The organism is Pantoea sp. GABEPS69, assembly GCF_045780835.1.
GTDB lineage: Bacteria > Pseudomonadota > Gammaproteobacteria > Enterobacterales > Enterobacteriaceae > Pantoea > Pantoea septica.
Genome location: NZ_CP118620.1, coordinates 67,001 through 90,516, shown reverse-complemented (window position 1 = coordinate 90,516; position 23,516 = coordinate 67,001). Strand labels below are relative to the sequence as shown.

The window sequence follows — 23,516 nt, the reverse complement described above, 5'->3', positions numbered from 1 at the left end:
CGAACAGAGAGGATTAACAATGGATACGGCAGAAAAGAGTTATCAGGCGCTGGGTGAAAAGCGCGAGCGCGGCGACGGCGTCGTTAAGGTGACTGGCGAAGCGCGCTATGCGGTTGAGCATCAGCCGGAAAACGCGGCGTACGGCGTGGTGATCCAGTCCACCGTTGCCAGCGGACGCATTACCCGCATGGATACCGAAAAGGCGCGTCAGGCGCCGGGCGTGCTGGCGGTTTACACCCACCTCAACAGCCTGAAAATCAATAAGCCGACCGCCATCGCCGACGGCGGCGCGGCGCAGTCCACCTATACGCCGATTCAGAACAATAAGATTATCCATAACGGCCAGAATATCGGCCTGGTGGTGGCGGAGACCTTCGAGCAGGCCACCTGGGCAGCCACTCTGGTGGAAGTGGAGTATGAGACGGAGCCGGCGCTGGTTTACCCGGACGATCCGCGCGCCGCGCGTAAAGAGAGCAGCGGCACCAACATCGATCTCGGCGATGCCCATCAGGCGATGGCGCAGGCGGAAGTAAAAATCAAAGGGCGTTACGCGACGCCGCGCGAATACAACATGCCGATGGAGCCGCACGCCTGCGTCGCCTCCTGGCAGAATGAGCGTATGACGGTCTGGGAACCGAGTCAGTGGGTGATGGGCGCGCAGACCGAAATCGCCGAATGGCTGGGCATCGAGGTTGACCAGGTGCGCATCATCTCCCCCTACGTAGGCGGCGGTTTCGGCTCTAAGCCTGTGCCCTATACTCATGTGGCGCTTGCCTGCGTCGCTTCGCGCGCGCTGGGACGGCCGGTTAAAGTCTCTTTAACCCGGCCGCAAACCTTTACCGGGCTCGGCGGTCGTCCGGCGACGATCCAGAACCTTGAGATGGGCGCCTCGCGCGACGGCAAAATTCTGGCGATTATCCATGACGGCCTGAGCGACACCTCGCTGATCGACACCTTCGCCGAGGGCACCAATAAAGTGACAGGCCGTCTCTACGCCGTGCCGAACGTCTATTCGCGTCACTACGTGGCGGCGATCAACACCGTCACGCCAGGCTGGATGCGCGCGCCGGGCGAGAACCCGAGCGCCTTCGGACTGGAAGTGGCGATGGACGAGATGGCCTATGCGCTGGGAATCGATCCGCTGGAATTTCGCCTGCGCAACTGGGCCGATCATGACTATCAGCTGAATGCGCCCTGGAGCACGCGCCGGTTGAAAGAGGCCTACGCCGCCGCCGCTGAAGCCTTTGGCTGGGACCAGCGCAGCATGGCGCCGCGCTCGATGCGCGAAGGGCGCGAGCTGATTGGCTGGGGCATGGCGACCGCCACCTATCCGGTCAGCCGCTCGCCCGCCGAAGCGAAGCTGATTTTCCACAGCGACGGCAGCCTGGTGGTGCAGAGCGCCGGGGCGGATATCGGCACCGGCACCTATACCATTCTGGCGCAGACCGCCGCCGAGGTGCTGCACATTCCTTCGCGTCAGATTCGCGTCGAGCTGGGCGATACTGATTTGCCGCGCGCCGGCGTAGCAGGCGGCTCGCAGCTGGCGGGCAATCTTACCGCGGCGGTGCACAAGACGGCGGAAGCGATGCGCGAGAAACTCTTTACCCTGGCGACCGAATCGCCTGGCTCGCCGCTGTTTCAGGCGGATCGCGAGCAGCTGGTGCTGCGTGACGGCGCAGTATGCGTGAAAAACCAGCCCGATCGCGCCATTCGCTACGACAAACTGGTGGAGCTGAACGACTCGCTGACGCTTTCCGTGGTCTCCGGCACTTTCTCTGAAGAGGAGAGCGAAGAGGATCGCGATCGGGCGGTGCACTCGATGTCGAAGATGACGCGTCCTGAAGCCTTTTCGGCGCACAGCTGGGGCGCGCAGTTCGTTGAGGTGCGCGTCGACGAGGATTTCGGCACCGTGCGGGTTAAACGGCTGGTTTCCGCTTTCGACAGCGGACGGCTTTATAACCCTCAGCTGGCGCGCAGCCAGTGGATTGGCGGCATGGTGATGGGGCTGGGCCAGGCGCTGCTGGAAGGCGGCGTTATCGATCCGCGCAACGCCCGCGTCATCAATAACAACCTGGCGGACTACCTGATCGCCGTGAATGCTGACGTGCCGGAGATCGTCACCATCGACGTCGGCGAGCCGGATCATCACGCCACCCTGATGGGCGGCAAAGCGGTCGGCGAGTTAGGCATTGTGGGCATGGCGGCGGCCATCAGCAACGCCGTCTATCACGCGACCGGCAAGCGCATTCGCGATCTGCCGCTCTCTCTGGATAAACTGATCGACTAAAGCGCGGCGGCGATGTCGGACAGGCATCGCCGTCTCTTTTACGACAGATCCCTTCATTCTTAAATCACCGGCAGTTTTTCATCTTCGTGAATATACTGTTACTTACAGTGCCAGTGATAACAAGAGTCACTCTCTGCCACTCAATGCCATAACGGATCGCATGATCTCTTTCACGGACGAACTTTTCTGAGGAGCCTGTTGATGACATCGTCCGCTGCAAAAGTCAGTGCTGGTCTTGGTCTGGCGTTTCTTATGCTGTTTAATTCCGCTTTCGCCGCGCCCCTGACGTCAGGCGGTTCTCTGACGTTTAGCGGCGCGATCGCCCAGGATCCCTGCCAGTTAACCCCAGGCGCCAGCCGCATCACCTTCGCCTGCCAGGACAACAACGGCGTTCATACGCAGCAAATCGGCCTTCAGCAGGTGGCGCAGGGCGATGTGGTTTTGCCTGGCGTGGACCATGTCAGCCTGACTTACCTTGACCCGCAAAAGTCGAAGGCGGTGGTTCGGGTCGACTATAACTAATTCGCTTTGTTGCAGGACCTGCGAGGCTCTGCAACAGCTCACGCTGGCCGCGTAAAAAGGGAATTTCGATTAATCAGAGATTTCTCTCCGGCCAGTAGGTTGACATCAATTTAATTTGATTCAATATTATCACGACCTCACAGGATGACGCTGTGCCGCTCTCTTTCGATCAGATAATAAGCAGCAACACCATGAATGTAGAATTACCAGAAACCTGCGGCGGCGCTTCGCAAGGCAGCGCGCCTGTTACCGTCGATCAGTTTCTCTGCTTTGCGCTCTACTCCGCGTCGCTGGCGATGACCAAGCTCTATCAGTCGCGTCTGAAGCCGCTAGGGCTGACCTATCCGCAATATCTGGTTCTGCTGGCGCTGTGGGAAACCGACAATGTCACCGTCTCTGAGCTGGGGACGCGCGTCCATCTTGATTCGGGCACGCTGAGCCAGCTGCTCAAAAGGCTGGAGCAGGCGGGCCTGATCAGTAGACGGCGCGACGTAGGACATGACGAGCGTCGCGTGCTGATTACGCTGACGCCAGCGGGAACCGCGCTGAAATCTGAGGCCGCTGGCGTGCCGGCGGATATGATCTCAGTTATGGATACGCCGCTTGAGGAGCTATCCGATCTGACCAGCCGGGTCGCCGCTCTGCGGCAGAAACTGATAAAGGCGATTCCCTGATCGTCCGGATGTAGACATTTCCCAGGCGCAGCTGTCAGGGATTAAAACGATAATGACCAGCATGGACAAAGGCCTTGTGAGCACTGAAAAAGCAGAAGATCCAGACGAAATTCATGCGGCGATCGGAGAGATAGCGTCGCTGCTGTTGAAAGCGGGAAAGCCGCTTGAGCTGGCGGGGCTGAGCACGATGCTCACACAACAAGCTGAACAGACGGCGGATGCGTCGCTGCAAAAAAATTATCGTGATGCGGCACGCTTTGTCGCTGAAAAAATCGGGTCATAACGGCAGCTGTCAGTGAAGAGTGGGCTCGCTCTCCGGCCAGTCGTCGTTGCCAAAGAAGGCGCTGTTCTGGTCCGACTGGCCTGCTGCGCTGATCAACTCGGCAATCGCGCGCTGAAAGGCTCGCTGCCGGATGGGATTGCGCTCAGACGCTGCCATCGTCTGAAGTTGCGCCACGACGTGCTCGGCAAAAACGGGCGAATCCTGCGCCAGTAGCGCCATCACGGCTTCGCCTGTCAAAATATCTACCAGCTTTTCATCGTCATTTTTGCTCATATTGCCATCATATTATTTAGTTTGATCTGGACGCAGGCGAAAACGCTACCCTGAACGGTTGCGTCTCGGGCAGACGTTGCGCCCTGCGCAACGCCACGGTTGCAGAGAAAATTGCTTTGCGCCTGATTAGCTTATCAAGTTTATAACATTTTGCCTTTTGATTTTCATGCAGCAAAATAAATATCTGTTTTAAAATATTAATTTCTCGAAGTGGATTCTCATTCTTATTCTGACGCAAGGCGAGCAGATTCGCAGCCTCGCGTCATTTCTGTTGCCTCAAGCGCCTGACGCGCGTGTTATTAAGGCTGATGAAGGGTTTTGCTGCCCGCGTCGGCAATGGCGATTTCTGCCGGATTTGCCGTTCCGCTCACGCCAATCGCGCCCGTCACCTCGTCGTTAACTGTCACTGTCGCGCCGCCGCCAAGCGGCACCATATTGGGCAGCGTGGCTATCGCTGGCTCTGTGCCATTGGCTCGCGCCATATATTTGTCGGTCGAGGTGCGATACAGCGCCGCCGCGCGTCCTTTTTGCATCGAAGAGTCAATACAGCCCGGCGGCGCGTTATCCATGCGTTTGAAGGCCAGCAGCTGTCCGGCTCGATCGAGCACGGCAATGCAAACCTGCGCTTTCAGCGACTGCGCCTGCGTCTCCGCACGCGCAATAATGCGCTGTGCATCATCGGCGCTCAAGATAGTTTGGGTCTGCGTGGCGCTGACTGTGGCGGTCCACAACGCGGCAAGGGCGCAGAGTGCGCTACAGAGAGGTGCTTTCATGGAGTCTCCTTTTATGAGATCGATATCGCCATACTCCCAGACAGATCAGCAGTGCCAGCAGGCCTGCTCCTGCCCACGGCGCGCGCTGCAACCAGAGCGAATGCCTGGGATGGCGCAGGGTGTGATTAACCTGCTCTTCGGTAATGTGCTGTCCGGCCGCGCCGAACTGTGTTGAGACATAGTCCAGCAGACGCGCCAGCTCGGCGCTGCTCATCTGGCTGGAGAATGCCGGCATAAAGGCGTGGCCTGACGCGGTGGTGCGGTCTACCCCCTCTGCGACGGTCATAATCAGATTGGCGGGATTAGCGTTGAGCACCGCCGAGGTGCCGGTTAGCCGGGGAAAGGTTTGCGGCGCGTCACGGCTGCCTTCGCCCTGCGCGCCGTGGCAGCTTGCGCAGGCGGCGTTATAAAGCTGCGCGCCGCTCATCTGCTCGCCGCCGATGGCGCCGCGCAGCGTCGCGGACGGTCCGGTCTCGAACGCTGCAATAGCGCGCGGAGGTGGCGTCGGCGCAGCATGCGTACTGGCCGGCGCGTGACCCAGCGTCAACAGATAGCGGGCGACAGAGCGTCGATCGCTGTCGGTCAGGCGGGAAAAAGAGTTTTCCACTACGGTCGCCATTTCGCCCGCCGCGATGGCTTTGCCCGGCAGCGAGCCGGTTTTAAGGTAGGTCGCCAGTTCCGTTTCGGACCAGGCGTAAAGGCGCGCCTGAGTCAGATCGGGTGCCTGCCAGCTGCCGACGGCTCCGCCGCGCAGGAAGCTCGCGCTTTTCTCCGCCATCAGCACGTTGCGCGGCGTGTGACAGCTGCCGCAATGTCCCAGCGTTTTCACCAGATACTCGCCGCGCGCGTCGCCGATCGCTTCAGCGCTGCCGCTGGCGAGTGGCTGGGGTGACAGGAACAGGCCGTTCCAGAGCGCCATCATCGCGCGCCAGGAGAAAGGGAAAGGGAGCTGCGTCGCGGGCACCTGATGATCTTCGGCGGGCACGCCCGTCATAAACCAGGCGTACAGCGCCGCGATATCCTCATCGGTCAGCGAGGCAAACGCGGTATAGGGCATCGCGGGATAGAGATAGCTACCATCCCGCCGCCGGCCCTCGCGCATGACGCGGCGAAAATCCGCCAGAGAGTAGTTTCCGATGCCGTTAACGCGCGATGGTGTGATATTGGTGGCGATAATGTCTCCCAGCGGCGAGGAGATGCGATAGCCGCCGGAAAAGGGATGACCGTTATCCGGGTTGCGATGGCAGGCGGAACAGTCGCCTGCGATAGCCAGATATTCGCCGCGCTTCAGAGTGGCGCTATCGGGCTGCGCTAGCGCCAGCGCGGGTAAAAACAGCAGGAGAAAGGTTGCCGTTCGCATGTTCACAGCTCCCGAATCAGCGTATCGGCCAGACGGAGCGCCAGCGCGATGCCCGTCAGGGTGGGATTTACGGTGGCGGAGGTGGGCATCACGCCGGTAGAGGCGATAAACAGGTTGGCGTGATCCCAGCTGCGGCAGTGCGCATCGACCACCGAGTCGCGCGAATCGTCGCCCATTATCGTGGTGCCCATGATGTGATACTGATTGCGCCAGCCGGTGGGCGCCTCCACCATCTCGCCATTAAACGCCATCAGGAAATTAGCGAAGTCGCGGTAGGCCTGCGGTCGCATGCCGCGGACATAGCTGTCCAGCTGATAGTTAACCTGCAGGGTCGGCAGGCCAGCCCCGTCGCGCCGCGTTGGGTGAGGAGTGACCCGGTTCGTGGGGCTGGGCAGGGTTTCGCTCATGGTGCTGATATTCATAATGCGCGAGGCGCGGTCGCGTATCGCCGCGTCCAGCTCGCGTCCCACCAGCCCCTGCCTGAGCAGCGCGGGTGTCACATCGCTATTCGGCACCAGATTGCGCAGCGCGTAGCGGATAGCGGAGTGTTGCGCGCGGGTGGGTTCATCACGTCGGGTGGCGATGCTGCCGTGCTGCACCGAGCCGCGTCCAGTCCAGAGCGGTTCGTCGGCAAGAAAAGTCATGCTCAGTCCGGTGTGATCCATCAGGTTGCGTCCGACCTGATCGGAACTGTTTGCCACATCAGACATCAGCAGCAGCTTCGGAGATTCCAGCCCATGCGCCGCCACCACGAACGCCTTTGCGCTCAGGCGCACGTCGCGGCCGTCAGGTTTGCGATAGTGCACCGCGACGATGTGGTTTTTCGGCCCCTTCTCCAGCTTCCAGGCGACCGACTCGGTGCGCAGATCGACCCCCAGCGCCACCGCTTTATCAACGTGCATATCCCCTGAGTACATCGCCCCGATAGGGCAAACAGGTTCACAGTTATTGTTGCCGGCGCAGGCGGGACGGCCGTCATAAGGGCGAGAAACGCGCGCGTGCGGCTCATGGATCACCTGGTAGCCTAACGGTCCGAGCTTCGCCTGCATGCGCTGCACCATGTAGGGCTTCGCCTCCGGCGGCAAGGGATAGGGCGCGGAGCGCGGCGGCCAGGCGTCGCGTCCCTGACCGCTCTGATCTTCCTCTGCGGTGCCGACCACGTCCACCTCGCGCTCCGCGCGCAGATACCAGGGTTCCAGATCGTCATAGGCAATCGGCCAGTCACGCCCGACGCCGTAAACGCTTTTCAGTTTGAAGTCGTTGGGCAGCAGCCGCCAGCAGGCGGACGCCCAGTGACGCGTGCTGCCGCCAGCCACCTTGAGAAAGCTGGTGACATAGTGGAAATCGTCATCGCCCTGCGTCTCAATATAGCCGTCGCTGTAGCTGTTCGGCGCCCAGGGCAAATTAGGATAGGGTGCGCACCAGTTGCGTTTACTGGGACTGTTGCGATAGTTGTCGACCACTTTCCAGCGCGGAATATAGGGTCCGGCCTCCAGCATGATGACCGACTTGCCCGCTTTCGCCAGCTGATATGCCGCATTTGCTCCCAGGGCGCCCGATCCGATAATCACTACGTCGGCGTCATAGTGCGTCATGAGCCATCTCCAGTGCCGTCGGTGAGGCGCAAGGCCTCCGCATAGGTTCTGGCGCGTCCTTCCACCATTGCCAGCCAGGCCGGTTGCGGCTGCGCGATGCCAGATGCCGCGCGCGGCGACGCCTTTCCCCAGGCGTGAATCGTTGCCGGCATCTGTGGCGCGCTGACGCCATCCGGTACCGCCTGCCAGTAGTCGCTGCCGCGCTGCGAGTAGGAGGGGCGCGGCGTAAGGTCGGCGGTGGGCTCGTACATCAGGGCGGAGAGAAAACTGACAAAGTGCGCGTCGTCAGTAGCGCGCGTGGTGGCGGGATTGCCGGTATAGCCAAGGTACCAGGGGGTAATGATGGCCAGCGCGGTGTTGACCTCCTCTTCGGACAGCGACGCCAGCAGCGCCTCAGGTGCGCGAGCCTCGCTGCGGCTAAGGTGTTCGGCCAGCTGCGCCAGACGCTGGGGAAACAGCGGGTTCTGGCGCGTTAACAGCGCGTACAAACGCTGACTGATGGTCGGATCCAGCTGCTGGCGTCCGGTTAGCGCCTGGCTGACACGGTGAAAGCGGTTCTCTGGTTCGGCGGCGGTGGCCAGCGAGCCAGTAATGGGCACGCTAATGATGATGCCTGATGCGAGCATCAGACGCAGAAAGTGACGCCTGTTCATTTTTACTCCGGGTACGGGTAAGGAAAAGGAAATAACATTTTTTTTAAATTGAGATGCGCTTATTATTTTTGAAATATATTTTTAGCCAGTTATCCAGACTCCATTTTCCTGCGCCATGAATAAATAAAAGTAAAAATCCCGCACAGTAGGAGATGTTTTTCAACCAGACCATAAGATGCACATGCGAATAGCCGGGATAAAACAGAAAGCCTGACGACAGCGAAAGTGCCACCATGAAAACACAGGTAAAACGCGTCAGAAATCCAAATGTTATCGCCGTGCTTCCCGCCACCTCCAGTAAAATAACCCAGGGGGGAAAATAGCCGGATACGTGATGTTCACGTATAAGAATTATATTCTCATCATAATGAATTATTTTATCCAGGCCGGAAATAAAAAAGAGTCCGACCGCAAACAGGCGCGACAGCGCCCATATGCCGTTTTTAACGTTGCGCATTTTTTTTATTAAGTCGGGTTAGATGTCTTATTTTTAAAATAGGCTGCGTAATAAAATCTTTTTTTGACTTTTCGTGCGGTAGCGATATTTACCGCACGGTAAAAGCGATTACCACTGCCAGCGTTTTTCCGCCAAATCCACCAGCAGGCGCGCCGCGGGGGTTAGTTCGCTCAGGGAGCGGAACTGCCAGCCAAAGGTGCGTGGCATCATCACCAGCGGCAGGGGAATTTCAACCAGCGCGTGCTGTGTCATATCTTCATGCAACAGTCGGCGCGAGAGAAAACTCAACAACTGGGTCTGGGCCAGCACCTGGCGCAGCGGCGACAGCGTATTGCTCTCCATCTGCACGCGCGGCGGGGCATATCCGCCGCTGCGCAGACGCTGTTCAAGCCACTGTCGCGTGGCGACCTGCGGCGACGGCAGCAGCCACTGAAACTGGTCCAGCTGCGCTGGCGTAGGATGCACGCCAGCCAGCGGATGAAAGCTGCTGGCCGCTACCACCACCGGATCTTCCGTCAGCGGTCGGGTGGCAAGCTCATGATTTTCTTCGGGCAGGAATCCCAGAATCAGGTCGAGCCTGTTCTCACGCAGTCGCGACTGCAGCAGATCGTTCAACCCGACCTGCACCTCGAGCACCACCGTCGGCGCGCGCTGCAACAGCTCGCGCGTCAGGTGCGGCAGCATAAATTCGGCGGCGGTGGCGGCCACGCCCAGGCGTATCACGCCCGCTGCCCCGGATCCCAGCGCGTTTAAATCCTGCCGGGTGACCTGCATCAGGTGCAGCACTTTTTGAGCGCGTTCACAAAGTAGCAATCCCGCCTCGGTCAGTTTGATGCCGCGTCCCACCCTCAAAATCAGCCGCGTAGCGCACGATTTTTCCAGCCGCTGAATGCACTTTGTCAGCGCAGGCTGCGTGATCCCAAGGGCTTGCGCGGCGTTGCCCAGGTGTGCCGTTTCGCGCACCACCAGCAGGTAACTGAGATCTTTTAGCTCCATTCATTCCTCTCAGGAATCAATTAATAAAAAAAGCGGAATACTTTTTATCGTTCCATCCTGCCAGGCTAGATGAAAATTAACAAGGGAGTAACACATGAGCTGGACCATTCTGATGACCGCGCCTGTGCTGGGCGCCGGAGGTGAACGCGCGCTGGCAGAGGCGGGGTGCGAAGTCCACTACCTGCGCGGCAGCCAGGATGCGGCGGAAGTCGAGGCGCTGATGGCACAGATTCCGTTTGACGCGGTGATTTCGCGCACCGTAACCCTAAGCCGCGCGGCTATCGCCGCCTGCCCAACGCTAAAAGTGATCTGCAAGCATGGCGTCGGTGTCACCAATATCGACGTCGAGGCGGCGACATCATTTGGCATCCCGGTGCTCACCACGCCCGGCACTAACGCGCAATCAGTCGCCGAGCTGACGCTGGGGCTGATGCTTAACGCCGCGCGCCGCATCAGCTGGCAGCAGCAGGAGATTGCCGAAGGCCGCTGGACGCGCAACGACAGCAGCATGGAGCTGAGCGGTAAAACGCTGGGGCTGGTAGGGATGGGGGAGATCGGCCAGCGCGTCGCGCGCATGGCACGGGCCATGGGCATGCGGGTGCGCTTTTACGATCCCGCACTGCGCGACCCGCAGGCGATTACTGCTGGCGAGCAGTTGGCGTCGCTCGACGCGCTGCTGGCGCAAAGCGACGTGCTGAGCCTGCATTGCCCCGTTAACGCGGCCACGCGTCAGATGCTCAACGGCCGCACGCTTGCGCTGCTTCCCGCGGGCGCGCTGGTGATCAACACCTCGCGCGGCGAGCTGATTGACGAAGCGGCACTGGATGAGGCGCTGCGCAGCGGTCAGCTTTTCGCCGCCGGCCTGGATACCGTGGCGACGGAGCCGCTGCCAGGCAATCACCCTTTTCGCGCCCTGAAAAACCTGACGATAACGCCGCATATCGGCGGCGCTACGCCGGAAGCGCTGGATAAGGTCGCCAGTTTCGCTGCCCGCCAGTGTCTCGATTTTCTCAAGGGTCTGCCGGTGAATCCGCTGACCTGTGTTAACCGCGCGGTACTTAAGGAGCCCTCATGACCCCATCTGCGACCTGGCCTGCCGGCTACTTTATTGGGCAACGCGATCGTCTGCCTGACGCTGACACTATCGACGCCTTTCGCCGCTTGCCGGTGCCCAACATCGGCGACTGCATGGGCCGCTCCTGCGGCGCGCTGGGCCTGCTGCCTTGGCATAACGATCCCGCGCTGGTGCTGTGCGGCCCGGCGCTGACGGTAAAAGTACGACCCGGCGACAACCTGATGATCCATAAGGCGATAGAGATGGCGCAGCCTGGCGACGTACTGGTGATCGACGGCGCGGGCGATCTGACCCAGGCGCTGATCGGCGGCCTGATGCGCACCTCCGCCCTGACCAAAAAAATCGCCGGTTTTGTGATTGATGGCGCCATCCGCGATGTGAACGAGTGGGCCGAGGGCGGCGTCGCGCTCTGGGCGCGCGGCAATACGCTGCGCGGTCCGAGTAAAGAGGGGCCGGGCGAAATCAACGTCACTATCCAGTGCGCCGGACTGGTGGTGAATCCGGGCGACCTGATTGTCGCCGATGCCGATGGAGTGATCAGCATTCCCGTGGCGCAGCTGGCTTCGCTGCTGCCGCGCGTGCGGGAGCATGAGCAGCGCGAAGCGCGCATCCGCGAAACGAACCGGCAGGGCAGCGCCGATCCCGAGCGCTTCAATGCAATTCTGCGCGCGAAAGGATGTCCGCTGTGATCGACAGAAGGAGAGGAAAGATGAAAAGTACAGTAAAGATGATGTCGCTGCTGACGGCACTGGTCGCAACAACGCCGGTTTTGGCGCAGGATCGGCTGCCGGCTGAGCTGCCAACCCTGCAGGACAGCCGTCTGCAGCAGGTGGAAACCTCGCCGCGCGTCTGGAACGGGGTCACGGTAAGTCCAGAGGGGCGCATTTTCGCCTCGCTGACGCAGTCAGAGGGCGCGGGACCGCAGCTGGTCGAAGTGAAAAACGGCGCGCTCGAGGCCTGGCCGAACGCGGAATGGAACCGCTGGGAAAGCCAGGATCCCGCCCATCACTTTTTACACGTCAACGCGCTGCGCTTTGGCCCGGACGGCGATCTCTGGGTCATGGATGCCGGCAATAAAGGCATCGGCACCGGTGATAAGGCGGTCGAGCAGGGCGCAAAGCTGGTGCGCATCGACATTCACAGCCGCAAGGTAGTGGCGAGCTACCTGTTTAAGGCGCCGACGTTAAAAGCTGAAAGCTATCTTGACGATGTACGCTTCAACGGCGATTTCGCCTATATCACCGATCCCGGCGCGGTGGGGCTGGTGGTGTTGAATTTGAAAACGGGCAAAAGCTGGCGGGTGCTGGATAACCATCCGCTCTCTATTGATCATCTGCCTATCTACGCCGACGGGAAAAAGCTCTTTTTGCGCGACGGGCGGGAAAAGCGCGTAGGGCTGGATCAGCTGGAGGTCTCACCGGACGGTAAATGGCTCTACTATCAGGCGATTCCGGGCCCGATGGCGCGTATCGAAACGCGCTACCTTAACGACGCCGGGCTCTCGTCGGAAGAGGTCGCGCGCCACGCGGAGAAGTTTATCGATACCTGGAGTACGGGCGGCACCGCCATCGACGCGGAGGGCAATATCTACGCCTCGGACATCAATACCCGCGCCGTAAAACGGATAACGCCGCAGGGCAAGGTCAGCACGGTTGTGCAGGATCCCCGACTGGTGTGGATTGATGCGATGTGGATCGCTGACGGACAGCTCTGGATGCCGTCGGCGCAAATTAACCGCACGCCCGCCACTACCGGCGGTAAACCCTCAACCGTTGAATATTCGGTCAAACTCTATCGCCTGGATTTGCCAGTGCATCCGTCGCCGCGCGATCACCGTTAATTTCAGCGCTGTTTAGCCGAAGCTGTAAATAACCGCGGGCGTGAAGCGCTATACGATTTTCTACGTAGAGTTTCACGCTCGATTATTATCACCTCGCGCAATTTTAAAATTTATAAGAAATATGAAATAGCGCACGTTAACAATCCTTTTAAAGATTGTTTTAGCTGTTGATATTAAAAATAATTATCAAATAAATATTTATTTTACATGCCGATACGTTCTCGTTTGTCGCTGACAAGCGCGCCTTAACCCTGCAACAGGATAAAATTATGCTGCTGACGATCAGCCTGCTGATGCTGGCCCTTTTTATTGGTTTATTAATGACCAAAAAACTTTCTGCGCTGACAGCATTAATTGTGGTGCCGACTTTCTTTGCATTACTAGCCGGCTTTGGCGCCGAGACAGGCGATATGGTCATTAAGGGATTGCGCACTGTGGCGCCCACCGGCGTCATGCTGATTTTCGCCATGCTCTATTTTATGAGCGTCACTGACGCCGGCATGTTCGACCCGGTGATTAAGCGTATCGTTTCCGCCGTGGATGGGGATCCCGTCAAAATATTCATCGGCACCGTGCTGCTGGGATTTATTGTGGCGCTGGATGGCGATGGCGCTACGGTGTATATGATCGTGCTTTCCGCCTTTCTGCCGATTTACGAGCGCGTCGGCCTGTCGAAATTAAAAGCCGCCTGTCTGCTGCTGCAGTGCACGGGGCTGGGCAATATGCTTCCCTGGGGCGGCCCCACGGCGCGCGCGGCAACGGCGGTTCACGTTGAAACCAGCACGCTGTTTATTCCGCTGCTGCTGCCCTTGCTTGCCGCTATTGTCTGGACGTTTGTAATGGCATGGATACTGGGTCGCCAGGAGCGTAAGCGTCTCGGCTGGCAGCGCGACACGGCGGTCCGCCACGATATTCTTTTCGAAGAGAGACCCTGCGTCGCCTGGCGTTTCTGGACCAACTGGCTGCTGACCATCGCCTTAATTACCCTGCTGGTGCTCGATATTGTGCCGATGGCCTACCTGTTCATGCTGGCTACAGCCATTATGTTTCTGGTTAACTTTCCACAGCTTAATCAGCAACAGGCGCAGCTGGCACGTCATGCGCCCGCTATTTTGTCGGTAGCGAGCCTGATTTTCGCCGCTGCGGTATTTACCGGCATTTTTTCCGAAACCGGCATGGCGAACGCGCTGGCGCAGGCGATCGTTAATATCATTCCGCCCGCGCTGGGCCCCTATTTAGCCGCCATTACCGCGCTGATTAGCGTGCCGGTGACCTGGCTGGTCTCCAATGACGTTTTCTATTTCGGCATGCTGCCGGTGTTGGTGCAGGCAGCTGGTCATTACGGCATTGCGCCGGTTGAAATGGCACGCGCCGCGCTGGTCGGACAGCCGGTGCATATTCTCAGCCCGCTGGTCGCCTCGACCTATTTGCTGGTGGGGATGCTGAAGCTGGATTATGCGCAGACGCAACGCGGCACGATGCGCTGGTCGTTTATTACCAGCATCGTGTTTTTCGCCAGCTGCCTGCTACTCGGCGCCTTTCCGTTTTATCAGCGCCTGTCATAAGACCGTCGGTCAACAGGCGCAGGTTTTTCAGCTATCGGGCGCTGTTACGGCAGCGCCCGATTTTTTATGGAATCAGCCTGCCGCTGCGCATCGCCTCCAGATGCGCGATCAGCACCTCGTCGGAACGTTTAGTCATGGCCTCGAAGCCGTGCTGACGCGCTTTGGTCACGTCGAATATCGCATCTTTCTCGACGTGAAAAATAAAATCGCCAAAGCCGCCTAGCGCCAGGCGATCGATATCGCGCTCCTGCAGCTGCGCCTTATCGGCAATCGAGGCCCAGAGCGGCTTCAGAGCGTGGAGACGCTCGCTCAGCGAGATCGGCTGCGCCTCGCCGACAGGCACGCCGAACCATTCCGCCAGTTTTGGCCAGACGTGGCTCCAGCGAAAGACGTCGCCGTTGGTGATATTGAATGCGCCATAGTGGCTATTTTCAGCGGCCCAGATCGCGCTCTGACCGAGAATGCGGCTGTCGGTGATATTGACCAGCGTATTGCGCCAGGCCGCGTCAGGCCCAGGGAAGTGCAGGGCGGTGCCGGTTTCGCGGCACAGCGTGCCGTACACGCCAAGCAGATTGCCCAGATTCATCGGCGAGCCGAAAGAGTGGCCGATGACAATGTCCGGACGCAGCGCCGTCCAGCCGATACCCGTCTCGTCGCCTAATTTCCGGGCATAGTCCTCGTGGCGGAAATAGAGATTAGGCGGGAAATGACGGCTGTCCTCTTCCCGCGCCGGCGTGCGATAGACTCCCAGATGCGCGCCGTAGACCTTGCCGCCCTGTACGAAGATGATGTGCTTTAACGCCGAACCGGACGCGCGCACCGCCGCGATCAGGTTTTCAAACATCAGCGCGTTAACGTCCGCCTCCACGCCCGGGTCGGGATCCTGGCGCAGCGCGGCATAGAAAATATGGGTAACGGATTCCAGCGCCTTATGGTGCCGGCTGAGATCGTCCGCTGAGGTGAGATCGGCGCTGAGGTGAGGAGAGGCGTGGGGACTATGCGGCGATCGTCCGAGCGTAGTGATCTGCCAACCCGCCTGATGAAAGGCATCGTGAGCGGCAAAGCCGACGACGCCGCTGGCGCCCGCTAAAAGTAGATGCTTGTGCTGCATAAGGCTCTCCGTATGGTTGCGAAAAGGGGAAGCCGCAGGCTATCCCCTCTTAAAGCGTAGAAGCTGGCCGCCGCCTCATCGAAAAAACCGGTCAGGCAGCCTCCATGCCACGCCGACTCACCGGCGCGGCAAAAAGGCCTCGGTTAACCGCACCCAATAGGTGGCGCCCGTTGAAATGCAGGCGTCGTTAAACTGATACAGGGGGTGATGCACGGCATAGTCGTTCTCGCCTGTGCCGGTTCCCAGCCAGAGATAGCAGCCCGGGCGCGCCTCCAGCATAAATGCGAAATCTTCACTGCCCATCACGCTTTTCACCTGTTGCGGATCGGCAACGCTGTCGGCGCCGAACGCGTCGCGCGCCACCTGTAACGCGAATTCCGTCTCCTTCACATGATTAACCGTCACCGGATAGCCAAAGTCGGGCTCAATGCGCGCGGTGAGGCCGAAACTTTCCGCCTGCGCCTGGACCAGCGTCTGGATCCTGGCTTTAACCGACTCGCGTACCTGCTGGCTGAAGGTGCGCATATTGAGCTTCAGTTCCGCCTTATCGGGAATGATGTTATGGGTCGCGCCGCTCTGCAGGCTGCCTACCGTGACCACCGCCGCCTCCTGAGGATCGACATTGCGCGAAACAATGGTCTGCAGCGCCATGATTATCGCCGCGCCCGCTACAATGGGATCGCGGCAGTTCTCCGGCGTTGAACCATGCCCGCCCTTGCCCTGCAGCGTAATGGTCATGCTGTCAGAGGAGGCCATCAGCGCGCCGGGTTTGGTGACGAACGTGCCGGCAGGCAGCAGCGGCATATTGTGAAGGCCGAATATGGCATCGCAGGGAAACAGGGTGAAAAGGCCGTCCTCCATCATCCGCCGCGCGCCGCCGACCGACTCTTCGGAGGGCTGGAAAATCAGATGCAGGGTGCCGGAAAAAGGGCGCTTCTCCGCCAGATAGCGCGCCGCCGACAGCAGGATAGCGCAGTGTCCGTCGTGTCCGCAGGCATGCATTTTCCCGGCGACCGTGCTGCGCCACGGCACCTCGGTCAGCTCCTGCATAGGCAAGGCGTCCATATCGGCCCGGAGGGCGAGACGTTTTTCGCCGTTGCCCACCTTCAGCGTGCCCACGACGCCGGTGCCGCCCAGGCCTCGGTGCACCTCGTATCCCCATTCGGTCAGAAGCTCGGCGATGCGCTGGCTGGTGCGGAACTCTTCAAATCCTAACTCCGGATGCTGATGAAAATCGCGGCGAATGGCGATCATCTCCGCTTCATATTCCAGGATTTCAGTGATCAACATACTCTCTCCTTCAGGGTCAGTCGTCGGCAAGCGGGGCCTGTTCACGCCAGGCCAGCAGGGCGGTCAGCGAAACGACCGCGCTAAAAAGAAGATACCAGGCGGGCGCCATGGCCTCGCCGGTGACGTTTAGCAGCCAGGTAACGTTGAACTGGGCGAAGCCGCCGAACAGCGTCACGCCGATGGCATATACCAGCGCCATGCCCGATGCACGCACCTGGCGCGGAAAGGCTTCAAGAATCAAAAGAAAGAACGCCACCGCGCTGATATTGGCCAGTACCTGATCGACCGCGATAAGCAGCAGCACCAGCAGCATTGACGCGCCCTGCTGCAAAGCGGCGAAAATGGGCCATATCAGCAGCATCGATCCGAGCGCGCAGGCGAGCAGGATCGGTTTGCGTCGCGGTAGCTTGTCCGCGAGCTTACCGGCGAAAAAGGGCACAACCAGGGTCAGCAGCGCAGCGATAATACTGATCCAGTATGAGGCGGCGGCAGGCTGGTGCAGGGTATGCACCATATAAGCCGGCATGTAGTAGACGATAAGATAAAATGTCGTCGTGCTTTTCATCACCAGCAGAATACCCAGCAGCAGTTTGCGGCGATGCGTGCGCCAGATTTCGCGCGCCGGATTTTCCTGCCGCGCCGCCTGCGTGACGGGCGGCTCGTGAAGATGGCGGCGGATATAGATCCCCACCGGCATGATCGCCAGCCCGAGAATAAACGGAATGCGCCAGCCCCAGGCGTAGAGCGCTTCGCTACTCAGCGTGTGCGTCAGCAGCGCGCCCAGCGCGGCGCCTGTTAGCGCCGCGCCACCCTGACTGGCCATCTGCCAGCTCACGCGCACGCCGCGCTGCGATTTATTTCCCGCCTCCATTAGCCAGCTGGTTGCCGCACCGACTTCGCCGCCCGCTGAAAATCCCTGCAACATCCGCCCGGTCACCAGCAGCAACGGTGCCCAAAGGCCGATCTGCGCGTAAACAGGCGTAAAGGCCACCATCATCACGCCCATCGCCATCAGTCCCATTATCAGGGTAAGAGCTGCTTTACGGCCGTGCGTGTCGGCATACTGCCCCAGGAGCAGGCTGCCGAGCGGACGCATGATAAACCCTACGGCGAAGGTCGCAACGGCCAGCAGCAGCGAGGCGGAATCGCTGCTGGCAGGAAAAAAAAGATGACCGATGATGACGGAGAAAAAGCTGTAAACGGTGAAATCATAAATCTCCAGGCCATTTCCCAGCGTCACCGCCAGCAGCGATTTCGCCTGCCGACTGCGCGGCCGTGAGAGAGCCGCGTCAGGAACAGAGAGCGAGGCGGAAAGCTCGGTGTCCGCAGAGGCATATCGGGCGGTCTGTTTCATACGCTGATCCTTAGGGTAATGACGCGGAAAAGGTGAGAAACAGCACTATTGCCATAAAATAAATGTATATCAACCATGAGTAATTTTTATAGGTCAGGTTATATTGGCTGACCTTTTATAGCGCGTTTTTTGCACCATCCAGGCACGCCGCGGTGGGGAGGAACAAAATGAAATTAAAGCTGAACCAGCTTGACGTACTGCTGGAGGTCGCGGCGCAGGGCAGCCTCAGCAAAGCCGCTCGGACGCTGCATTTGACGCAGCCCGCCATCAGTAAAACCATTCAGGAGATAGAGGCGGAGATCGGCATGCCCATTCTGGAGCGCACCTCGCGCGGCGCTACGCTGAATGAGTATGGTCAGGTGCTGCTGCGCCATGCGCGCGATATCGATCAGTCTCTGAGCCAGGCGCGTGAGGAAATCGACAGTCTGCTGGGCAAGTCGATGAGCCAGCTGCGCATCGGATTTACCTCCGCCGCCGCCTGGGGCCCGTTTACCACCACCCTGCTGCGCTTTCAGCAGCGCCTGCCGGGCGTAAAAATCATTGCGATGGAGGCGCGTACGCATCAGCTCTACGAGGCACTGGAAAATAATCGCATCGACCTGGCGATCATCTCCGCTACGGCCGGCATGGGAACCGCGCCGATGTACCATGAAACCCTGTACGCCTTGAGCAATACCCTTATCGTTGGAGAAGATCATCCGGTGACGCACAGAGTATCTTTGCGCAACCTGCTGGATTCTCACTGGCTGGACTGGGATGAGCCGGGCGAACACTCCATTCTGGCGCAGGTCTTTCGCCGTTATAACCTGCCTCTGCCCTCCCGCATTACGCACTGCTCATCGCCATGGATAATGGCGCGCATGATGGACGAAGCGCCGATGGTGAGTATGTGGACCTCCGTTCGCCTGCGCTTTCCCGGCTATCACGACAGGCTGCGTCCGCTAACGGTGAAAGAGGTATTGCCCGCCACCCGTATCGGTATCCTTTGCCCGAATATCGGTCGTCTTTCCAGCGCGGGGCACGCCTTTATCGAAATGTTACGCGTTAACAGCCGCGACTGGCTGCAGCAAGGCGAAGCGCACGAAATGGTGGCGCTCGACGACGCTGGCGATTAATCGCGGCGAGCGATAAAAACGCTTCTCTATATACGCGCTGCTTCTCCTGCGGCCGTGCCGCTTCGCCATAGCCGAAAGCAGGGTAGGTATGCATCGGCGCCCTAATGACTTTAGCTGCTCGCGCACTCTTTTTTCTGCTGAACGCTTTGAAAAATGGTGTTTTTAAGCCAGTCTGTCGAGCTTTTTTTCCCGCTGCGTTTGTGGGAGTAAATTTTTACGGTAAAGCGGGGCACGGCGAAAGGCACCGGAAAGGTTTTCACGTTAGCGATCTGCTCCAGCCGGCGTGCCACGGAAGAGGGGATCGCCATCAGCAGTTCGCTCTCTGCGACGATAAAAGGGGAGCTCAGCATCGACGGGGTTTTTAGCGTGATACGCCGCGTCAGCCCGATTCGCGCCAGGTGCGTGTCCAGCAGCCCTTTCTTTTCGTTCCAGGGCGTCACCACCAGATGTCCGGCAGCAAGATACTCCTCCAGCGTCAGGGTCGCGCGCGCGGCATGGCTGAGCACCACAAACTCGTCGCTGAAGAGGTCGATCTCTTCCAGATCGGGATGTCTGATCCCATCGGGTTCGCTGAAGCTCAGCGCCAGATCCACTTCGCCCGCCAACAGCTCGTTCAGCGCCGGATTATGAGGCAAATAGCAGAGCTCGAAATCGATGCCCGGCGCCGTTTTCTGAATGCTGTTCATCAGCCCGGGAAAAACGCTGAACGCCGTATAATCTGTCACCGCGATGCGAAACGCCTCCTGGCTCTTGAGCGGATCGAAAGGCTGCACCGGGCTGAGGTGTTGATTGAGAGCGGAGAGGGCGTCGGCGATGTGGGGCGCCAGCTGATAAGCATAAACGCTGGGACACATCTTATGCCCCTCGCGATAAAACAGCGGATCCTTCAGAAAATCGCGCAGCCGGGTCAGCGCATGGCTCAGCGCCGAGGTGCTCATCGCGAGCTCCTCTGCCGCAAGCCTGACGGATCGATGCCGGAAGACTGTATCAAACACAGGCAACAGGTTAAGGTCGAGCCGTCGCAGCACATGATGCATGGAATTCACCTTTAATTGATTTTATTGCACTTAATTCATTGAACGATACCGATTATCCTTAACGCCATCAAACGGTTTGGTTAAGGGAAAATTTATGCGTGTTACGATCCGGCAGGCCAGCCTGGAAGATACTGACGCCATTTATAATATGATCAACGGCTTATCCGTTTACCGCGAGGCGCCGCAGGAATCTGTTCCCGATATTGAAGAGGTTAGAAACTCGCTGTTTTCCCCCGAAACCAATGCCGAAGCCTATATCTGCGAGATTGACGGCATAATTGCTGGTTATTCAGTGATTTCCATGAGCTACTCCGCCTGGCTGGGCCGCAGCAGCCTTAATATGGAAGATTTATACTTTACCCCTGACTACCGGGGACGCGGCGCGGGCAAATCGATGCTGCAGTATATCGCTCAGCTGGCGGTCAGACGGCAGTGCAGCCGTATTGAGTGGAACGTGCTGGAGTGGGATAAGTCTGCCAAAGAGTTTTACCACAGCATCGATGCGCTTCCTCTGAGTGAATGGGTGCGCTACCGGCTTGACGGCCCCGCTCTGGAGAAGTTCGCCGCGCGCGAAACGCTTTGAGGCTTTTCTCGCGTACAGCGCACCTTAGTGTCTAAGTCCGGCAGCGCGGTTGCGCTATTTTTAGCGTTCCTGCGTCGACATTCCGGGTAATGACTCCAACTTATTGATAGTGTTTTATGTTCAGATAATGCCCGATGACTTTGTCATGCAGCTCCACCGATTTTGAGAACGACAGCGACTTCCTTCCCAGCCTTGCCAGATGCTGCCTCAGATTCAGGTTATGCCGCTCAATTCGCTGCGTATATCGCTTGCTGATTACGTGCAGCTTTCCCTTCAGGCGGGATTCATACAGCGGCCAGCCATCCGTCATCCATATCACCACGTCAAAGGGTGACAGCAGGCTCATAAGACGACCCAGCGTCGCCATAGTGCGTTCACCGAATACGTGCGCAACAACCGTCTTCCGGAGCCTGTCATACGCGTAAAACAGCCAGCGCTGGCGCGATTTAGCCCCGACATAGCCCCACTGTTCGTCCATTTCCGCGCAGACGATGACGTCACTGCCCGGCTGTATGCGCGAGGTTACCGACTGCGGCCTGAGTTTTTTAAGTGACGTAAAATCGTGTTGAGGCCAACGCCCATAATGCGGGCGGTTGCCCGGCATCCAGCGCCATTCATGGCCATATCAATGATTTTCTGGTGCGTACCGGGTTGAGAAGCGGTGTAAGTGAACTGCAGTTGCCATGTTTTACGGCAGTGAGAGCAGAGATAGCGCTGATGTCCGGCAGTGCTTTTGCCGTTACGCACCACCCCGTCAGTAGCTGAACAGGAGGGACAGGTGATAGAAACTGAAGCCACTGGAGCACCTCAAAAACACCATCATACACTAAATCAGTAAGTTGGCAGCATCACCTGATCAACGGTATTGCTTTCCAGACCAACATTCTGGCGCTGAACGCGGCGGTGGAAGCAGCGCGCGCCGGCGAGCAGGGCCGCGGCTTTGCGGTGGTGGCAGGCGAAGTGCGCAGTCTGGCACAGCGCAGCGCCACGGCGGCACGCGAAATTGAAACGCTGATCAATGAAGCGGGGCAGAAGGTCGATAATGGCTCGCGGCTGGTCAGCAGCGCCGGGCAGGCGATGGATGACATCGTGCGCTCCGTCTCTCAGGTGAGCGGCATCATGAACGAGATCGCCAGCGCCTCCGAAGAGCAGAGCCGCGGCATCCTGCAGATCGGCCAGGCGATGACCGAGATGGATACCACCACGCAGCAGAACGCCGCGCTGGTTGAAGAGTCCTCCGCTGCCGCCTCGTCGCTGGAAGATCAGGCGCGACAGCTGGAACAGACGGTGGCCGTGTTTAAAACCGCGCAGCGCGGCTTTGAGCGCAGTCCGGCGGTCAGCGCGCCGCGTCCGCGCGTGCTGACGCCGACGCCGGCCGCGGCGACCGCCTCACAGGGGGGCTGGGAACAGTTCTGAGCCTCAGGCGTGAGCAGATAAGATAAAAAACCCGGCCTCTCCGCCGGGTTTTCTGTTTTTATGGCCGCGCCTTAGTCGTTGGCTACCGCCTTCGCCAGCGCGTCAGGCTCCATCGGCGCCGCCGCCTGCACCAGCGAATCGCGGGTAATTTCCGCGATCGAGCGCGCGCCGGTCAGCGTCATCGCCACGCGTATCTCTTTTTCAAACAGGTTCAGCAGATTGCTGACGCCCGCCTCGCCCGCCGCCGCCAGCGCATAGAGAAACGCGCGGCCCAGCAGCACGGTATCCGCGCCCAGCGCGATCATGCGCACCACATCCAGCCCGCTGCGTACGCCGCCGTCCGCCAGGATCGCCAGTTCGCCCTTTACCGCGTCGGCGATGGCGGGCAGCGCGCGCGCCGAGGAGAGTACGCCGTCCAGCTGGCGGCCGCCATGGTTCGATACCACGATACCGTCCGCGCCGAAACGTACCGCGTCGCACGCATCCTCCGGGTCAAGGATGCCTTTGATGATCATCGGCCCCTTCCAGAAATCGCGGATCCACTCCAGGTCGCTCCACGAGATCGAAGGGTCAAAGTTATTGCCCAGCCAGCCAATGTAATCCTCCAGGTGGGTCGGCTCGCCGCGGTAGGCGGAGATATTGCCAAGATCGTGCGGGCGGCCATGAATGCCGACATCCCAGGCCCATTGCGGATAGAGCGCCGATTGCAGATAGCGGCGCATCGCCGCGTTCGGGCCGCTCATACCGGAGTGCGCATCGCGATAGCGCGCGCCCGGCACCGGCATATCGACGGTAAACACCAGCGTCGAGCAGCCCGCCGCCTGCGCCCGCTCCAGCACGTTGCGCATAAAGCCGCGATCGCGCAGCACATAGAGCTGGAACCACATCGGGCGCTGCATCGCCGGGGCAACCTCTTCAATCGGGCAGAGCGACACGGTGGAGAGCGTAAAAGGAATGCCCTTTTTATCCGCCGCGCGCGCCGCCTGTACCTCGCCCCGACGCGCATACATGCCGCACAGGCCGACGGGCGCCAGCGCCACCGGCATCGATAGCGTCTCGCCGAAAAGCTGCGTTTCCAGGCTCAGCGAGGACATATTGCGCAGAATGCGCTGGCGCAGCGCGATTTGCGCCAGATCGTCGCTGTTGCGTTTCAGGGTGTACTCGTCATAAGCGCCGCCGTCGGCGTAGTGAAACAGAAACGGCGGCACTTTGGCTTTCGCTGCGGCTCGGTAATCTTTTGCTGATGAGATAATCACG

General features: G+C 59.5%; 23 protein-coding genes and 1 pseudogene. 11 read left to right on the top strand and 13 right to left on the bottom strand.

Annotated features, from left to right (window positions below; translation table 11 throughout):
• Positions 1 to 19 precede the first annotated feature (19 nt).
• The 4 genes from PVE98_RS22780 to PVE98_RS22765 all read left to right on the top strand — a co-directional run bounded on the left by PVE98_RS22780 (position 20) and on the right by PVE98_RS22765 (position 3,766).
• Entirely contained in the window at positions 20 to 2,287 is a 2,268-nt protein-coding gene (locus tag PVE98_RS22780; protein WP_033755700.1) for a xanthine dehydrogenase family protein molybdopterin-binding subunit, read from the top strand.
• Positions 2,288 to 2,488: 201 nt separating this feature from the next.
• On the top strand, positions 2,489 to 2,809 hold the full coding sequence (locus tag PVE98_RS22775; protein WP_127908358.1) for a hypothetical protein: 321 nt from the start codon (positions 2,489 to 2,491) through the stop codon (positions 2,807 to 2,809).
• A gap of 191 nt (positions 2,810 to 3,000) precedes the next feature.
• A complete protein-coding gene (locus PVE98_RS22770; protein ID WP_033755757.1) occupies positions 3,001 to 3,483 on the top strand; it encodes a MarR family winged helix-turn-helix transcriptional regulator in 483 nt (160 codons plus the stop codon).
• 52 nt (positions 3,484 to 3,535) lie between these two features.
• Positions 3,536 to 3,766, top strand: a complete 231-nt coding sequence (locus PVE98_RS22765) for a hypothetical protein (protein WP_033755703.1) — start codon at positions 3,536 to 3,538, stop codon at positions 3,764 to 3,766.
• Between the two features lie 9 nt (positions 3,767 to 3,775).
• On the opposite strand, the gene PVE98_RS22760 is transcribed toward PVE98_RS22765, so the two are convergent.
• The 7 genes from PVE98_RS22760 to PVE98_RS22730 all read right to left on the bottom strand — a co-directional run bounded on the left by PVE98_RS22760 (position 3,776) and on the right by PVE98_RS22730 (position 9,873).
• Positions 3,776 to 4,039, bottom strand: a complete 264-nt coding sequence (locus PVE98_RS22760) for a hypothetical protein (RefSeq protein ID WP_051905664.1) — start codon at positions 4,037 to 4,039, stop codon at positions 3,776 to 3,778.
• Between the two features lie 299 nt (positions 4,040 to 4,338).
• Positions 4,339 to 4,812 (bottom strand): heme-binding protein, encoded by a 474-nt coding sequence (locus PVE98_RS22755; protein ID WP_033755705.1) that lies wholly within the window; start codon positions 4,810 to 4,812, stop codon positions 4,339 to 4,341.
• Positions 4,793 to 6,172: a cytochrome c gene (locus PVE98_RS22750; RefSeq protein ID WP_033755706.1), complete on the bottom strand. Its 1,380-nt coding sequence runs from the start codon at positions 6,170 to 6,172 to the stop codon at positions 4,793 to 4,795. Before PVE98_RS22750 ends, PVE98_RS22755 begins: the two co-directional genes overlap by 20 nt.
• 2 nt (positions 6,173 to 6,174) lie before the next feature.
• Entirely contained in the window at positions 6,175 to 7,767 is a 1,593-nt protein-coding gene (locus tag PVE98_RS22745) for a GMC family oxidoreductase (protein ID WP_096073966.1), read from the bottom strand.
• Positions 7,764 to 8,420: a sugar dehydrogenase complex small subunit gene (locus PVE98_RS22740; protein ID WP_051905665.1), complete on the bottom strand. Its 657-nt coding sequence runs from the start codon at positions 8,418 to 8,420 to the stop codon at positions 7,764 to 7,766. The genes PVE98_RS22745 and PVE98_RS22740 overlap by 4 nt, the downstream gene beginning before the upstream one ends.
• 43 nt (positions 8,421 to 8,463) lie before the next feature.
• Positions 8,464 to 8,877 (bottom strand): DoxX family protein, encoded by a 414-nt coding sequence (locus PVE98_RS22735; RefSeq protein ID WP_033755710.1) that lies wholly within the window; start codon positions 8,875 to 8,877, stop codon positions 8,464 to 8,466.
• 108 nt (positions 8,878 to 8,985) lie between these two features.
• The gene (locus PVE98_RS22730) at positions 8,986 to 9,873 is read right to left on the bottom strand and encodes a LysR family transcriptional regulator (protein WP_033755712.1); all 888 of its coding nucleotides are present in this window, start codon (positions 9,871 to 9,873) and stop codon (positions 8,986 to 8,988) included.
• A gap of 94 nt (positions 9,874 to 9,967) precedes the next feature.
• Here PVE98_RS22730 and PVE98_RS22725 point away from each other — a divergent pair, with 94 nt between their 5' ends.
• From PVE98_RS22725 to PVE98_RS22710, 4 genes are all read left to right on the top strand, one after another.
• Complete coding sequence (locus PVE98_RS22725) at positions 9,968 to 10,948, top strand: hydroxyacid dehydrogenase (protein WP_096073967.1); 981 nt, start codon at positions 9,968 to 9,970, stop codon at positions 10,946 to 10,948.
• A complete protein-coding gene (locus PVE98_RS22720; protein ID WP_033755715.1) occupies positions 10,945 to 11,637 on the top strand; it encodes an RraA family protein in 693 nt (230 codons plus the stop codon). The genes PVE98_RS22725 and PVE98_RS22720 overlap by 4 nt, the downstream gene beginning before the upstream one ends.
• 20 nt (positions 11,638 to 11,657) lie before the next feature.
• Complete coding sequence (locus tag PVE98_RS22715; protein ID WP_051905666.1) at positions 11,658 to 12,788, top strand: L-dopachrome tautomerase-related protein; 1,131 nt, start codon at positions 11,658 to 11,660, stop codon at positions 12,786 to 12,788.
• 269 nt (positions 12,789 to 13,057) lie between these two features.
• Positions 13,058 to 14,353 carry a CitMHS family transporter gene (locus PVE98_RS22710; protein ID WP_096073968.1) on the top strand — a complete coding sequence of 432 codons (1,296 nt, stop codon included), beginning with the start codon at positions 13,058 to 13,060 and terminating at the stop codon, positions 14,351 to 14,353.
• Between the two features lie 64 nt (positions 14,354 to 14,417).
• On the opposite strand, the gene PVE98_RS22705 is transcribed toward PVE98_RS22710, so the two are convergent.
• The 3 genes from PVE98_RS22705 to PVE98_RS22695 all read right to left on the bottom strand — a co-directional run bounded on the left by PVE98_RS22705 (position 14,418) and on the right by PVE98_RS22695 (position 18,108).
• On the bottom strand, positions 14,418 to 15,464 hold the full coding sequence (locus PVE98_RS22705; RefSeq protein ID WP_033755718.1) for an SDR family oxidoreductase: 1,047 nt from the start codon (positions 15,462 to 15,464) through the stop codon (positions 14,418 to 14,420).
• 117 nt (positions 15,465 to 15,581) lie between these two features.
• On the bottom strand, positions 15,582 to 16,754 hold the full coding sequence (locus PVE98_RS22700) for a M20 aminoacylase family protein (protein WP_033755720.1): 1,173 nt from the start codon (positions 16,752 to 16,754) through the stop codon (positions 15,582 to 15,584).
• A 16-nt stretch (positions 16,755 to 16,770) separates the two neighbouring features.
• Positions 16,771 to 18,108, bottom strand: a complete 1,338-nt coding sequence (locus tag PVE98_RS22695) for an MFS transporter (RefSeq protein WP_033755723.1) — start codon at positions 18,106 to 18,108, stop codon at positions 16,771 to 16,773.
• Positions 18,109 to 18,275: 167 nt separating this feature from the next.
• Here PVE98_RS22695 and PVE98_RS22690 point away from each other — a divergent pair, with 167 nt between their 5' ends.
• A complete protein-coding gene (locus PVE98_RS22690; RefSeq protein WP_033755724.1) occupies positions 18,276 to 19,223 on the top strand; it encodes a LysR family transcriptional regulator in 948 nt (315 codons plus the stop codon).
• 110 nt (positions 19,224 to 19,333) lie between these two features.
• Here the strand turns inward: PVE98_RS22690 and PVE98_RS22685 are convergent, their stop codons facing one another.
• The gene (locus tag PVE98_RS22685; protein ID WP_033755726.1) at positions 19,334 to 20,260 is read right to left on the bottom strand and encodes a LysR family transcriptional regulator; all 927 of its coding nucleotides are present in this window, start codon (positions 20,258 to 20,260) and stop codon (positions 19,334 to 19,336) included.
• A gap of 94 nt (positions 20,261 to 20,354) precedes the next feature.
• On the opposite strand from PVE98_RS22685, the gene PVE98_RS22680 reads away from it, so the two are divergent.
• Entirely contained in the window at positions 20,355 to 20,843 is a 489-nt protein-coding gene (locus PVE98_RS22680) for a GNAT family N-acetyltransferase (RefSeq protein ID WP_033755728.1), read from the top strand.
• A gap of 100 nt (positions 20,844 to 20,943) precedes the next feature.
• Here the strand turns inward: PVE98_RS22680 and PVE98_RS22675 are convergent.
• Positions 20,944 to 21,641, bottom strand: a protein-coding gene (locus tag PVE98_RS22675) for an IS1-like element IS1A family transposase (protein ID WP_224481786.1) whose coding sequence is annotated in 2 segments (ribosomal slippage) — positions 20,944 to 21,392 and positions 21,392 to 21,641 — 699 coding nt in all. Because the reading frame shifts where the segments join, the coding sequence is not laid out codon by codon here.
• 54 nt (positions 21,642 to 21,695) lie between these two features.
• Between PVE98_RS22675 and PVE98_RS22670 the strand changes: the two are divergent.
• Positions 21,696 to 22,259: pseudogene (locus PVE98_RS22670) on the top strand (methyl-accepting chemotaxis protein); the annotation flags it as partial.
• Between the two features lie 71 nt (positions 22,260 to 22,330).
• Here PVE98_RS22670 and lldD read toward each other — a convergent pair.
• Complete coding sequence (lldD, locus tag PVE98_RS22665) at positions 22,331 to 23,515, bottom strand: FMN-dependent L-lactate dehydrogenase LldD (RefSeq protein ID WP_048786605.1); 1,185 nt, start codon at positions 23,513 to 23,515, stop codon at positions 22,331 to 22,333.
• Between the last annotated feature and the right edge of the window lies 1 nt (position 23,516).

Excerpts from the sequence above, each read along its gene's own strand:
- PVE98_RS22780 (WP_033755700.1), top strand. The coding sequence starts at position 20 with ATGGATACGGCAGAAAAGAGTTATCAGGCGCTGGGTGAAAAGCGCGAG.
- PVE98_RS22775 (WP_127908358.1), top strand. The coding sequence starts at position 2,489 with ATGACATCGTCCGCTGCAAAAGTCAGTGCTGGTCTTGGTCTGGCGTTT.
- PVE98_RS22770 (WP_033755757.1), top strand. The coding sequence starts at position 3,001 with ATGAATGTAGAATTACCAGAAACCTGCGGCGGCGCTTCGCAAGGCAGC.
- PVE98_RS22765 (WP_033755703.1), top strand. The coding sequence starts at position 3,536 with ATGACCAGCATGGACAAAGGCCTTGTGAGCACTGAAAAAGCAGAAGAT.
- PVE98_RS22760 (WP_051905664.1), bottom strand. The coding sequence starts at position 4,039 with ATGAGCAAAAATGACGATGAAAAGCTGGTAGATATTTTGACAGGCGAA.
- PVE98_RS22755 (WP_033755705.1), bottom strand. The coding sequence starts at position 4,812 with ATGAAAGCACCTCTCTGTAGCGCACTCTGCGCCCTTGCCGCGTTGTGG.
- PVE98_RS22750 (WP_033755706.1), bottom strand. The coding sequence starts at position 6,172 with ATGCGAACGGCAACCTTTCTCCTGCTGTTTTTACCCGCGCTGGCGCTA.
- PVE98_RS22745 (WP_096073966.1), bottom strand. The coding sequence starts at position 7,767 with ATGACGCACTATGACGCCGACGTAGTGATTATCGGATCGGGCGCCCTG.
- PVE98_RS22740 (WP_051905665.1), bottom strand. The coding sequence starts at position 8,420 with ATGAACAGGCGTCACTTTCTGCGTCTGATGCTCGCATCAGGCATCATC.
- PVE98_RS22735 (WP_033755710.1), bottom strand. The coding sequence starts at position 8,877 with ATGCGCAACGTTAAAAACGGCATATGGGCGCTGTCGCGCCTGTTTGCG.
- PVE98_RS22730 (WP_033755712.1), bottom strand. The coding sequence starts at position 9,873 with ATGGAGCTAAAAGATCTCAGTTACCTGCTGGTGGTGCGCGAAACGGCA.
- PVE98_RS22725 (WP_096073967.1), top strand. The coding sequence starts at position 9,968 with ATGAGCTGGACCATTCTGATGACCGCGCCTGTGCTGGGCGCCGGAGGT.
- PVE98_RS22720 (WP_033755715.1), top strand. The coding sequence starts at position 10,945 with ATGACCCCATCTGCGACCTGGCCTGCCGGCTACTTTATTGGGCAACGC.
- PVE98_RS22715 (WP_051905666.1), top strand. The coding sequence starts at position 11,658 with ATGAAAAGTACAGTAAAGATGATGTCGCTGCTGACGGCACTGGTCGCA.
- PVE98_RS22710 (WP_096073968.1), top strand. The coding sequence starts at position 13,058 with ATGCTGCTGACGATCAGCCTGCTGATGCTGGCCCTTTTTATTGGTTTA.
- PVE98_RS22705 (WP_033755718.1), bottom strand. The coding sequence starts at position 15,464 with ATGCAGCACAAGCATCTACTTTTAGCGGGCGCCAGCGGCGTCGTCGGC.
- PVE98_RS22700 (WP_033755720.1), bottom strand. The coding sequence starts at position 16,754 with ATGTTGATCACTGAAATCCTGGAATATGAAGCGGAGATGATCGCCATT.
- PVE98_RS22695 (WP_033755723.1), bottom strand. The coding sequence starts at position 18,108 with ATGAAACAGACCGCCCGATATGCCTCTGCGGACACCGAGCTTTCCGCC.
- PVE98_RS22690 (WP_033755724.1), top strand. The coding sequence starts at position 18,276 with ATGAAATTAAAGCTGAACCAGCTTGACGTACTGCTGGAGGTCGCGGCG.
- PVE98_RS22685 (WP_033755726.1), bottom strand. The coding sequence starts at position 20,260 with ATGCATCATGTGCTGCGACGGCTCGACCTTAACCTGTTGCCTGTGTTT.
- PVE98_RS22680 (WP_033755728.1), top strand. The coding sequence starts at position 20,355 with ATGCGTGTTACGATCCGGCAGGCCAGCCTGGAAGATACTGACGCCATT.